Origin of the sequence: Bradyrhizobium sp. BRP22 (assembly GCF_020194175.1) — a bacterium.
GTDB lineage: Bacteria > Pseudomonadota > Alphaproteobacteria > Rhizobiales > Xanthobacteraceae > Bradyrhizobium.
This window is the reverse complement of record NZ_JADYVX010000072.1, coordinates 1-12,444: the sequence shown is the minus strand read 5'-3', so window position 1 is coordinate 12,444 and position 12,444 is coordinate 1. Positions and strand designations below refer to the sequence as shown.

General features: G+C 60.1%; 8 protein-coding genes and 5 pseudogenes. 9 read left to right on the top strand and 4 right to left on the bottom strand.

Annotated features, from left to right (window positions below; genetic code table 11):
• Positions 1–125 precede the first annotated feature (125 nt).
• Positions 126–536: pseudogene (locus I6F35_RS38830) on the top strand (IS5/IS1182 family transposase); the annotation flags it as partial.
• A 538-nt stretch (positions 537–1,074) separates the two neighbouring features.
• Here I6F35_RS38830 and I6F35_RS38825 read toward each other — a convergent pair.
• Together I6F35_RS38825 and I6F35_RS38820 are read right to left on the bottom strand one after the other, a co-directional pair.
• Positions 1,075–1,383 carry a transposase gene (locus I6F35_RS38825; protein ID WP_225122857.1) on the bottom strand — a complete coding sequence of 103 codons (309 nt, stop codon included), beginning with the start codon at positions 1,381–1,383 and terminating at the stop codon, positions 1,075–1,077.
• A gap of 384 nt (positions 1,384–1,767) precedes the next feature.
• A pseudogene (locus I6F35_RS38820) lies at positions 1,768–1,936 on the bottom strand (LysR family transcriptional regulator); the annotation flags it as partial.
• Positions 1,937–2,607: 671 nt separating this feature from the next.
• Between I6F35_RS38820 and I6F35_RS38815 the strand changes: the two are divergent.
• The 6 genes and pseudogenes from I6F35_RS38815 to I6F35_RS38790 all read left to right on the top strand — a co-directional run bounded on the left by I6F35_RS38815 (position 2,608) and on the right by I6F35_RS38790 (position 8,435).
• On the top strand, positions 2,608–3,756 hold the full coding sequence (locus I6F35_RS38815; RefSeq protein WP_225122856.1) for an FAD-dependent oxidoreductase: 1,149 nt from the start codon (positions 2,608–2,610) through the stop codon (positions 3,754–3,756).
• Between the two features lie 875 nt (positions 3,757–4,631).
• Positions 4,632–5,084, top strand: coding sequence for a hypothetical protein (locus I6F35_RS38805; RefSeq protein ID WP_225122854.1), 453 nt, complete (start codon positions 4,632–4,634; stop codon positions 5,082–5,084).
• Positions 5,085–5,257: 173 nt separating this feature from the next.
• A pseudogene (locus I6F35_RS38800) lies at positions 5,258–6,101 on the top strand (IS630 family transposase); the annotation flags it as partial.
• Positions 6,102–6,360: 259 nt separating this feature from the next.
• A pseudogene (locus I6F35_RS38795) lies at positions 6,361–7,046 on the top strand (transposase); the annotation flags it as partial.
• Positions 6,952–7,326 carry a transposase gene (locus tag I6F35_RS40715; RefSeq protein ID WP_346283250.1) on the top strand — a complete coding sequence of 125 codons (375 nt, stop codon included), beginning with the start codon at positions 6,952–6,954 and terminating at the stop codon, positions 7,324–7,326. The pseudogene I6F35_RS38795 and the gene I6F35_RS40715, both read left to right, overlap by 95 nt.
• Positions 7,327–7,408: 82 nt before the next feature.
• Positions 7,409–8,435 (top strand): annotated as a pseudogene (locus I6F35_RS38790) (IS110 family transposase).
• Positions 8,436–8,576: 141 nt separating this feature from the next.
• Here I6F35_RS38790 and I6F35_RS38785 read toward each other — a convergent pair.
• Positions 8,577–9,392, bottom strand: coding sequence for an IS3 family transposase (locus tag I6F35_RS38785; protein ID WP_225122853.1), 816 nt, complete (start codon positions 9,390–9,392; stop codon positions 8,577–8,579).
• Complete coding sequence (locus I6F35_RS38780; protein WP_225122852.1) at positions 9,389–9,676, bottom strand: transposase; 288 nt, start codon at positions 9,674–9,676, stop codon at positions 9,389–9,391. The genes I6F35_RS38785 and I6F35_RS38780 overlap by 4 nt, the downstream gene beginning before the upstream one ends.
• A 115-nt stretch (positions 9,677–9,791) precedes the next feature.
• Between I6F35_RS38780 and I6F35_RS38775 the strand changes: the two genes are divergently transcribed.
• Positions 9,792–10,097, top strand: coding sequence for a hypothetical protein (locus I6F35_RS38775; RefSeq protein ID WP_225122851.1), 306 nt, complete (start codon positions 9,792–9,794; stop codon positions 10,095–10,097).
• Between the two features lie 1,342 nt (positions 10,098–11,439).
• On the top strand, positions 11,440–11,925 hold the full coding sequence (locus tag I6F35_RS38760; RefSeq protein ID WP_225122848.1) for a hypothetical protein: 486 nt from the start codon (positions 11,440–11,442) through the stop codon (positions 11,923–11,925).
• Positions 11,926–12,444: the final 519 nt, after the last annotated feature.

Sequence of the window (12,444 nt, the reverse complement as noted above, 5' to 3'; positions counted from 1 at the left end):
ACAGAAGTGAGCGGATATCCATGATGGCTCGGGGCAACAGCCCCAAATTGAAGCCGGATAGATTGGCGCAAACCGCTTCATCCCTTTGTCGATTCCTCTTGCAACGCGGGCGTGGTCCATAGATCGGGGTCAAGGCCTCCATCGTCACCAACAACCGCCGCGCTCCCGGTGGCCTGTTCGTGCTGCACGCCAGGGCAATGCCCGATAACCCGTACGACGGTCACACCTTGCGGGACATCATTGACCGCACCGAGACACTCACCGGCTGCGCGATCGAGCGGGCCTATGTCGACAAGGGATACCGTGGCCATGACGCGCACAATCCACGCCGCGTCTTCATCTCAGGCCAGAGGCGCGGCGTCTTCGGTGTCATCAAGCGCGAACTGCGCCGCCGCTCCGCCATCGAGCCCATCATCGGACACCTGAAGGCCAAAGCTCACCTCGGCCGCTGCTACCTCAAAGGCCGCGCCGGCGATGCCGCCAACGTCATCCTCTCCGCGGTCGGCTACAATTTCCGACGCATCCTCGCCTGGCTGAGCAATCCCTTGCGCGTCATCCTCATGGCGCGCCTTCGCAACTCCAGTCGCCAACAATCCGGCTTATTAACGGACGACTTGCTAGCTCCGCGTTCATCAGGCAGAAGCGGCGCTCTGCGCTGGAGATCGCGGAGCGCATTCTCTGGCTTGCCTCACAGGGAGAGCGAGAGGCCGCAACGATCAAGCAGCACTTGCTGAACGAGTTTTTGGCAAGCGCTAGCTATAGCGTAAGAGCCGAGAAGGCGTCTCGCGCCGCGATGCCCATCGTCGTACGCGCTGCGATTGAGCGGAAGCCCCCAATCTTCAGCATCGTGGTCAATCGCTGCGAGCCCAGGAATGGCCAGGCGGTGAACAGCTCGTCGATCCGCTACATCAGGGCAATGTCGTTGACCGGCCGTGGCGGCCGGTAGCCTCCAGAACGGGCGGTGCAAAGCAACGTGCATTACCGGCGGATCGAGAGCGCCTGGTCGGCGCGATCGAGCATTCCTCGACGGTCCGGCGTGCTCATCTTCCGGACCTCCGCGCTAAAACTCGACTGTCAGTTGTCCAATCTTCGCGTGCAGCTTCTCGATCTCGCGTTCCCGAGCATCCTCGCTCTCCCGCCCGACACCCGCGTCAAACGCCCGGCTGCCTGATCCAGCAGTTGCTTCTTCCAGGCATAGATCTGGTTCGGGTGAACCTCATAACGCTGGGCCAGATCGGCCACCGTCGCCTGCTCCCGCACCGCTTCCAGCGCGATCTTGCCTTCAGTGCCGCGTCGATCTTGCGTCTCGTCTTCGTCATCATCCGCTCCGTCTATCAAACGGAGCAGCCCCCTTCCAACGAACCTCCTGTGGGTCCATTTCAAGGGATTGCCTGAACCAGTCGGTGTTCAATCTTCCGCAGACGGCCTACCTGATGCGCTCTTGGCGGTGCGGCGACGAACCTGCTCCAAACGCCTTGGGGGAGCGCATGGAGGCTCGCGTGCGAGGTGATCCTCAACGAGCGCCGCACCACCAAGTCGCGCAGACCGAGCTTCATTGGTAACCACCGACGTGACCGACCGACGGCTTGACACGACCAGTTCGACGCCTCCTCGGTAAATGACCGACGTTGAGTTCCATTCGACATCTCGGGGCTCAATGAGCCTACTACCGGGGTTCACTCATTCGGAGGAGGTTTACACCTCTCTTATGCCGTCACTTGGGCTGCAACTTCAGGCCCAGCTCGACCAGGCGGCAGATGGCTTAGGGACACCGCGCGGTCCACGCTCGAGAAGTGGTACACCGAGCATCGACCCTGATCCGCGCGCTTGCCGATGCAAGGGACAAGTGTGCTTGGTTGGCACCACCCGTAACGCTGCATGTCTCCGCCACCTGGACGAACAGTCGCAAGTCGGTCAAGTCGAACCGCGTCGACACCTCCGCCACAGTCGCCCCCTTCGGATTTGCTGAAGGCTGTATCAGGCTTATCCTTGCCGTGCCCAAGAAGGGCACCACCGTGCCCTCGGCCCCTGAGTGGTTTCACGAAGTGAAGCACGAGGACTATCGGGTTATGGTGATCCGCGACGGCTCATGGCGACGGCCGTTGCCTTGCAGATCGTTTGCCCGATCCAGCGGGTTTACTTGCCGAACCAAGAAAACGCTGTTCAATCACGCAACGCAAGCGGCGGTGATCCCTGCGCGCAATGTTATGCCGAACAGAGCAGGATCAGCGTCTCACGCGCCGACAGGTTGCTGAATGGTTGGGGAGTGAGCCTACAAGTTTTGGCAGGCGACGAACTCAACGACTTAAGGTATCGAGACGCTGGCGATCGCGGGCGCGAGCGGCACTTCGCCGTTCCGCCCAGCGCGGCAAGCGCCGCTCGCTCTTACCCTGGTAAAGCTCCTCGCTCCGTTTGGATCACGGGCGGGTCGTAAGCCCATAAGAAGAAGGCTGACAAGGCGCATTGCAAATGGCTGCGCGAGTGTCAGGGATTCTTGTGCTCCTGCCGCGGCTGCGGCGTGTCCACTACGCACGGGGCCCTCCCTCAGAAGGGCGGCGGCGTGGCAGATTAATAGGGCGTGCCAGACGGCGGAAGAGGGAGTGAGGGATGCGTGTTTGCGAAATCGCCGTCGTCGGCCTCGGCCTAATCGGCAGCTCTGCGTTCCATTCGCTGGTGCGTCGGGGGGCCGACGTGCTCGGCTTCGACCCTCTTGTGTTGGGCGAGGCTCGGGGCTCATCGCACGGCTCATGCCGAGTGTACCGGCGCTTCAATTTCGAGAGCGCGGCCTCCACCGAGCTCAGCGATGCTGCCTTCAAGGGATGGCGAATGTTGGAGGCCGCCAGCGGTCGGACAATCCTCATGCCGACTCGCGTGCTCGAAGCAGGACCTCCAGGATCGAAGATGGTGGCCAACTCCCGAGCCAGCGCGCTCAAGGACGCCGTCCCCGGACTGGCCACGGGAGCGGAAGCAAACGCCGCGTTTCCGGCGTTCCGGCTTCCTGAAGAATGGGATGTGGTCGTCCAGGAAAGCGGCGGGATCCTGTTGGCAGAAGCTGCGATGCGCGCGTTTCGCGAGGGAACCGAACACCGCATCATTCTGGCTCCGGCCCGCATACGGCCGACGGCCGCCGGCATCCGGATTTCAACGCCCCAAGAGGTAATCTTGGCCGAGAGGGCGATTGTCGCTGCAGGGCCATGGATTGCCGGCCTAATCCCGGGGCTCGCGCGACACTTAAAGATCACGCGGCAGACGGTCGGTTGGTTCAAGCCGGCTAAACCCGAATTGGTGCGTTACGGCGGGTTTCCGGCGTTTATTGTCGAAGGGGACAAAGGGCTGGTATACGGCTTTCCTGATTTCGAGGGACGAGGCGTAAAGGCTGCGCAGCACGACCACGGGCCAGTCGTGGCGGCAGACGCTTGGCAGCCGCCGCCAACCGACACAGAACTGGAGACTGTCGGCTTGACGCTCGCCGAATTGGTCCCCGGTGCGGCGGGCCCAATCGTCGAGCGCGATAGCTGTCTTTACACGAACACGCTCCGAGCAGACCTGCGACCGGACGAGGGCAACGAATTCATCATCGATCGACTTCCGGCCGACCCACGCATCGTCGTCGCATCGCCTTGCTCCGGCCACGGTGCGAAGTTCGCCAGCGCGATCGGTACGATGCTCGCGGATCTGGCACTCGATGCGAAACTGATCGCGCCGAAGGCGTTTCAGCTCGACCGGTTCAGCGGCGTCGCCTCGCCAAGCTCCTGAGACGTCGATTAGCGACCATTCTGGTATCCACTTCAAAGTTCGAACGTCCTCGTCGACTCCCGGCCCGGAATTCATGAAGTCTTCATGAGCTCCTTGAGCAGATTTGAACGTTGTAGTTGTATTCAAGATCAACCCGGTGTACGGCGGAACACAGGCAGCTGGTGGCGCCCATCCTCCTTGAGCTTCGGCACCCTGCTGGGTGTCGATTTTAAGGAGGATGGCATGAAGATTGGAAACGAGCCAACTGAACAAGTTGCCCGCGTTCAACCAGCGAGCGTAGTCTCCGGCGATGGACCAGATAGGGACGTAAGCTTTCAGGATCTATATGAGTGTGCCCACTGTGAGACCGCTTGGATTTCTGAAGACGCGACACCGGGAAAATTGTCCAATTGTCCCGGCTGCGAGAGAGAAACCGCTCCCTATACGTGGTCGCGATGGATTCATCGTCACGCCAACTGAAGCAAGGTCTTTAGCCCCGCACACTCCCGGGGCATTTTATTTTGGAGTCAGAAATGTCTGAGAGCAAATCAGAGCAAAAATCACCGAGGCGCTGTGGGCGCATCTCGCTGTGCTTGCAAAGCTCTTTGCGCCACCTGAACAGCTGGCTCACTTGAAGACCGGTCACGCGAGCCACCTCAGAAACAGTGGCTCCGGGCTCGAGCGATGCTGCAACCAGCCGTTCCTTCTCATCCTGTGACCACCGACGCCGCCGCTCGACCGATGTGATCACCTCTGCCCGCGAAATCGTCACCTACTAGAACTAGTTATTGATTAGGGCGACGGAAGCATGCCACCGTTGCTGACGAAGGTGAGGCTGGTCAAAGCGCTGGCTTGCCGAAGGAGGTAGGCTGCGTTCGCTATCGAGGAGACACATCATGAATCGCTCTATCGCCGCTGTCGCACTAACTTGTTTGGGACACGCCCTTTCCGGCGTTGCCGTCGCACAGCCGGCTAGACAGGATCACAACACCCTTCCAGGGCAGGAGCGCGCTCTCAGGATTGCGCCGGGCTCGGCGCAGCCGACCAGAGGAGTGGTGTTTTTCACAGCCGCAATCAACTCAGACGGCAGCATAGCGAGCTGTTTCGGTTGCAACACCGCGAACACCAAGAAGTTAGGGGTCGGCGAGTATCAGATCGATTTCGGACAGAACATACAAGCAATCAAGGGTTGGAGCCGATGGGTTCAGGCCGACACATTAACGATCGGCACGGAAAACGCCTGGTGTAACACTGCTGACCGGGCCGGTAATGACAATGCAGTTTGGGTGAACTGCCAGACTAACGGTGCGCCGCTTGATGCCTCCTTCTTTTTGTTTGTCGCAAGGTAAATCCACCGAACTTGCGGTCGATCTCAAGCTCAGCGAGGACGCTCGGTCTCCCCACGTTGGTCGAGGGCGGGCAAGAAGTCGAGTGTCCTTGCTAGAGCGGTTCATGGCTGGGGATTCCCCTGCGGGCCGGTTTGTGATTCAAGATGTTGGCTGGGTCTGGGGGCCAGCATCTGATGAGCCGACCTCTTTCCAACGATCTGCGTGAACGTGTCGTTGCTGAATGGAGGCGAGAGCTGCCGGGCGGTTGCGACGCGGTTTGGCGTGGCGGTGTCCTCGGTGGTGAAGTGGTCGCAGTGCTATCGAGCGACGGGTTCAGTGGCGCCCGGCAAGATAGGCGGATACCGCAAGCCGGTGCTGGAACCGCATCGCGCCTTCATCAAGGAGCGGATCAGCCAGACGCCGCATCTGACGCTGCACAAGCTGAAGGATGAACTTGCTGCCCGTGGGGTCGAGGTCTCGCACAACGCGGTCTGGACGTTCCTGCGGCGCGAAGGCCTGCGGTTCAAAAAAAAAACGCTGTTCGCCCTTGAGCAGGCCCGCGCGGACGTCGCGCGCCGGCGCCGTCGCTGGCAGTCGTGGCAGGCGAGCCTCGATCCTCAGCGCCTGGTCTTCATCGATGAGACCTGGATCAAGACCAGCATGGCCCCGTTGCGCGGATGGGGGCCGAAGGGCGAACGGGTGCGAGGCTTTGCACCCCACGGCGATTGGCGGACGCTGACCCTTCTCGGCGCCTTGCGCTCTGACAGCCTCGTCGCTCCCTGCGTCTTCGACGGGCCGATCAACGGCGAATGCTTCCGGGCTTATGTCGAACAGCAGCTCGTTCCAGTTCTCAAGCCGGGCGACATCGTGATCATGGACAATCTCGGCAGCCACAAGTCGGCTGCTCTGCGCCGCATCATCAAAGGCGCCGGCGCCAGGCTCTGGCATCTGCCGCCTTACTCAGGCGACCTCAATCCGATCGAACAGACCTTCGCCAAGATCAAGCACTGGATGCGCATCGCGCAGAAGGATAACGTACAGAGTCTTTCGCACTTTCAGGATTGACGGCTTCTTCTAGAATGAAGGAGCTTTGAATGAATGATGGGAATGCCATGGGCGAGATGATCCAGATTGATGAGGCCCGGGGTCGGGATCACCTGGGCGCGATGGTCCGCGGCACGGTGGAAGAGACACGAACGCCATGCTGGCGGCCGAAGCGGACCAGCTGTGCGGTGCTGGGCGGTATGAGCGCAGCCCGGCCCGGTAGGACACGCGGGCCGGCAGCTACGAGCGAACGCTGCAGACCAAGGCGGGCGACGTCAATCTGAAGGTCCCGAAGCTACGGCGGCAAACCTTCGAGACGGCGATTATCGAGCGCTACCGGAGGCGGGAGAGCTCGGTCGAGGAGGCGCTGATCGAGATGTATCTGGCCGGATTTCGGTTCGGCGGGTCGAAGACATCACCGAGGCGCTGTGGGGCACCCGGGTCAGCCTCGAGGCGTGGCGGAATCGCAAGATCGAAGGCGAGCATCCGTATCTCTACCTCGACGGCATCGTGATGAAGCGCATCTGGGCTGGTGAGGTCCGCAACGTCTCGCTGCTGGTGGCCTCGGCGGTCAATGCCGAGGGGTTCCGGGAGATCCTCGGCATCTGTGAAGGCGCCAAGGAGAACAAATCCGGCTGGTCATCGTTTCTGCGGCATCTCGTCGATCGCGGTCTGAAGGGCGTGCAGCTGGTGGTTTCCGATGCGTGCCGAGGTCTTGTCGAAAGCGTTGCGGATTATCTGCCGGAGGCGCTATCAACGCTGCATGGTGCATTTCTATCGCAATGTCTGCAGCCACGTGCCGTCGACCCGGGTCCGCGAGTGAGCCACATGCTCAAGGCCATTCATGCCCAGGAGAGCCGCGCCGCGGCCGACAAGAAAGCCAGGACCGTCATCGCGGATCTGGGGGCAAGCCGTATGGCCAAAGCTGCTGATCTCGTCGAGCAGGCGGTTCACGAGACGCTCACCTCCTACGCCTTTCCGGACCTCCATTGGCGGAAGGATTCGAACGAACAATCCGCTCGAGCGCATCATGAAGGAGATCCGCCGACGAACCCGTGTCGTCGGCGCCTTCCGCGACGGTCAATCCTGTCTCAACTCGGCGGCGGCCCGGCTGCGGCACAGTGCCGGAACGGCGTGGTCGATCAAATGCGGCATGAACATGCGACCGCTCTATCAGCACAACTGTCTGAAACCGGCGCCGTCGCCTGATCAAAAGTGATGTGGTGGAACGGCCCGCTCCGACAGCATCAAAGTGCTAGAACGTGGTCGTTGTTCGAACGCCACAAAGGAGGGACCGTTCCGTGAAGCAGGTTAGCACCATCGGGTTGGATTTGGCCGAGCACGTTTTCCAGGTTCATGGCGGCGGATGCCGAGGGCTCGCCGGTGTTCAACCGGAAGCTGCGGCGCAACGAAGTTCTGCGCTTTTTCGAGAAGCTGCCACCATGCTTGGTGGGGATGGAAGCCTGCGGTAGCGCCCACTATTGGGCGCGCGAGATCGGCAGCTCTCGGTCATGAGGTGCGGCTCATTCCGCCGGCTTATGTCAAGCCCTTCGTCAAGCGCGGCAAAACCGATGCAGCGGACGCGGAGGCCATCAGCGAAGCGGTGATCCGCAAGACCATGCGTATCGTCCCGATCAAGACGGCCGAGCAGCAGGCTGCCGCGATGGTGCTGAAGACCCGCGCTCTTCTGGTGCGGCAACGAACGCAGGCGGTCAATGCCCTGCGCGCGCATCTGGCCGAATTGGGCATCATCGCCGCAGCCGGCCTGGCAAAGGTTGAGGCGCTGGTTGCGATCGTGCGGGACCAGACAGATGCGCGTCTGCCTGCCGCGGCGCGCTTCGCCTTGATGGCTGTTGCCGATGAGATCGAAGCTTCAGCAGACCAGATCGACAGGCTCGAACGCGCAATCGTCGTGGAGGCCAAGCGCGACGAGGACATGCATCGGTTGACGACGATCCCCGGCGTCGGCGCCATTACGGCGGCGACCATCAAGGCGCTTGTGCCGGATCCCGGCGGGTTCAAGTCGGCTCGCCACTTTGCCGCCTGGCTGGGATTGACGCCGCGGTCTCATTCAAGCGGAGGCAAAGAGCGGCTGGGACGAATATCGAAGATGGGGAATCCGGAACTCCGCGCGCTGCTTGTCGTTGGGGCAACAGCCGTCTTGCGGGGGGCCCGAAACGATGCGCGGGCGCGGCCGTGGCTGAAGGCGCTTCTCGCCAGACGCCCTTCAAGGTTGTCGCGGTCGCGCAAGCCAACAAGACGGCGCGGATCATCTGGGCGCTTCTGAACAAGGGCGGGACTTATCGGCGTCCCGTGGTCGCCGTCTGATGAACGCAATGACCGAAAAATGATCTGACCGGCGCAGGCCGACAGAGGGCAAGGTGCCACAACAGACGATGAACCCCTGGGACGAAATCCCGAGACGAGTGAGGCCGCCTTTCGCACTGCGTTCAAAGCGCGCAAAAGTGATCAGCCGCTCGCTTCGCGGACCTCATCGAGGCCAGCGGTGATGTCCCGCGCCCAAAGGCCGGACATATGACCGCACCGTTCCCATGTGTGAAATCGACTGAAAAAGCCCTTGTACCACGGGCCGTTCCACATATGCGAAAGAGTCTGGACAGTACCTACGTTGTCCATCCAGCACCCGCGACCATCCATCGAGATCCTGACGCCGGTGGCGGCCAGCATGCCGGTGAAGGCGGCACCGGTGAACTGGCTGCCCTGGTCGGTATTGAAGATCTCAGGCCGGCCGTAGCGCGCCAAGGCCTCTTCGAGCGCGGACACGCAGAACGATGTATCCATCGTGTTCGATAGGCGCCAGGCCGGCACCGCACGGCTCGCCCAATCGATGATCGCCACCAGATACAGAAAGCCATGGCCGATCGGCACATAGGTGATATCGGCCGCCCACACTTGATTCGGCCGGTCGATCACCATATGGCGCAGGAGATACGGGAAGATCTTGTGCCGGGGCGTCGGCTTTGTGGTTCTGGGCTTTGGTCCCAGCGCCGCGATTCCCATCTTGCGCATCAACCGCTGCACGCGCTTGCGATTGATGCGACAGCCTTCGCCATTGAGCATCACCATCATCCGCCGCGAGCCCAGGAACGGCCAACTCGTGAACAGTTCATCGATCCGCAGCATCAGCGCACCGTCGTTGTCATTGGCCGGCCGCGGCGGCCGATATACGCTCGATCGCGCAACGCTCAGCAGTTGGCATTGCCGGCGGATCGATAGAGACTCATGAGCGCGCTGAAGCAATCCTCGGCGATCCGGCGCGCTCATCTTCCGGACCTCCTGCCTAAGAAATCTCGCTCGACCGTCAATTGTCCGATCCTGGCGTGGAGCTTCTCGACCTCCAGATCGTGGGCCGCCTCGCCATCCCGACCAGCGCCCGCGTCGAACGCCCGAACCGCTTGATCCTGAAGCTGCTTCTTCCACGCATAAATCTGGTTCACATGCACGTGGCAGCGTTGCGCCAGATCCGTCACCGTTGATTGTTCTCGCAGCGCCTCCAAGGCGATCTTTGCCTTCAGCGCTGCATCGATTTTTCGTCTCGTCTTCTTCATGGTCCGCTCCGTTTATCAAAACGGAACGGCATCCGCACCACCTAAGCCGCCGGTCCAAAATTCGGGATCCACTTCTGCTAGCTTTGTTTTTGGCAAGGCTGGCCACTGAAAGTTAGTGGCGCGTGACAGGGACAGCGCTTTGCGCTTTCGGCGCCGAGTCACGGTGACGCTACCTGCGGACGAGCGCGAAGATTACAAGACATCGACTGATTTAGTCGAATTCGCACCACTCGCGCATGATCTGGGACACCCACCATTTGGACGTAATGACGAGGCTGCTCTTGATGAATGCATGATTACCAAAGGAGGAGTCGCGGGCAACGCAAAACGCTTCGTGTTCTATCGCACCTCGAAAAGAAGCGCACCGCAGAGTGGCCTCCGGTTGAGTTTCGCGATGGAAAAGATCTTCGTCGCGGACTGAACTTGGCGTATCGTGCGCTTGCCTCCGTACTCAAGTACGACAAAGAGATTCCGCCTCGGAAGGAAGGCAATGGAATTTCGAGGAAAGGAAATCGTAGAAACCATCTTTGAATGCTTAGTTGATGACAATGATAGTTGCCGGCGGATTGGCGCATCCGTTGCGAGGCTCGAACAAACCCAAACCACAAGCTCAGATGTATCACAGATTTCATCGCAGGTATGACCGATCGACATGCGCTCGCCTTTTTCCAACGACTTAAGGCTGGTGACCCTGGAACAATCTTTAAAGAGCCCAATCGTCCTCAATCCATTCCCTCATTGGGTCCGTTCTCCTCACCGAGATTGATGAGCCTCGGAGAAGTCGCATCCGTCCGGTGTCACTCCGTCGCTCGTCAAGCTCATCGAGGGTACCTACTGCGATGGATAGAGTTGTTAAAGCGTGGGTTGGAGCTTCTCGGGGCTTACCGGTAGATCGGTTTGTGCGCTGAAAGGTGTGGCAACGTCGATCGCAAGCGTCATGTAAGCCTCATAACCACGATTGCCTCCGCTGCGGGTAGGACGCCATTGGCCGCTGTTATCTCTGAAGCCCGCAATGATCGAGATTTGCGTCCCAGCCTCTCTCACGCGACGCCTCGTGTGCGGTCAACTACCAGCTTGGGCAGTTGATCGAATGACAAACATTAGGACAAATCGATGCCAAGAAATGCGTTTCGCTGAACACCTCACGTCCGTAGTTTTCAACCGCGGGATTGAGCTAGATGGCTGTGCCGGATAAACCGAGCTGCTAGGAATTCCAGATCTATGTCATGGCTTGATGAGGAGCCGCAATTTGCCGGCGAGGGCTGACGTGTATTGACCCGTCACGTCGTCCTCCCGAAGCCTTTCGTTCTCGGGTTGGCCAGGCGAACGGAGCCTGATGCCCCTGCAATTCCATCGCGCTGTCGAAGACATGGAAATATGGAGTGCGAGCAGCGACGACTATTCGTTCGTGATCAGTTTTCAGCGCCCGACCGATCCTGGCTTCCGCGGAAGGTTGGGCTACGTCGCTGCGTGGCGTCCGCTTGACCAGAGCTGGGCTCGATCAGGGGTCGGCTCGCCGTTCCAAAGCTTCGCCGAAGCCACGGATGCGTGCAACAGCATGCTGAATTACCTCCGAAACTGAACTGTCCCGCTCGCTGAGAAATTGGAGCCTCGCTCAAACGCCGCAGTCGCTCCGAGCGCCGCCCAGGATGTTCAATCGAATCTCACTGCTCACTCCTTATGTAAGGGCTTTGGAGTATATGCTAGGAGCCGATGCTAAGTCGATCTTAGGAAACGGCACTGGGGATGATGAGTATTGCACAATGAGCAGTAGACAGCTTGAAGATGAGTACGACCGCGAGGAAGCCGAGGCGATTGCCGCCGCACTGTACCTCACGCCCGATGAATTAAATGAAATCGAGTATACCATACACGAGATCGCCAACGACGACGGGCTGGTTTACGGATACGGCGTAGAGATCAAAGAAGGCGCCCCGCAGTATATCCTCGACAAACTTGCGCGACTGCCCAGGCGGGGCAACTTAGTGCTGATCCAGCTGGGCGGATACGCCTACGACGCAGATCATGAGCAAACGGAGATAGAGATGGCGAGGACCACCGTTTACAAAGTGAAGCTCTACAACATCGCTACGGATGAAGTGATTATCTCTCGGCGCGTGGCCACCTACGAGGGGGCAGCCAAGATGGGTGGGTGGACCGTTGAAGGCACGGGCCATGTAGTTGACCTGGCTGACGTAGAACCCGGAGAGGAATGGACACCTCGCGATTTCGATCCGACCAAGATATGACGGGGCTCACGACTGAGCATCCGCTCATTTTGGCTACCTTGTCCTTCGGAACGCTGTTGGTAGGGATGTCCTCGGACGCATGCCGCCGCTGGTTAGGGGGCGCTTGATCAGAAGCAGAGTCAGCGGGGACCGAACCTCTATTCGCTGCGTCTGCTGTATAGCCCTCTAAGGCCCTCCACTTGCGACGCTGACCCACACCGCGATGATATCCCACCCCTTGCGTGATGGCGCAGCGAACCGCTGGCATGCTCATCCGCAACGGAATGGGAGTGAACTCCAGTGGAGTTTGATGCGTCAGCCCGTCCCTAATTAGTCGACCGTGAAGAACCTCCCAAGCCACTGAGCGGGAGTCGATTTTGCGGGTGCAGCGGCATTTGAGATTGCAAGCTTCTGGGTGTGAGGCCTCAAAAGCTTGCAATTTCGTTTTCAGGATTCCCTCGAATCGCTGCCCGTGATTCCCTCAGTTGCATCGGAGGGGACGATGCGACCGAAAGAACGACGCGACGGCGGACAGACCGA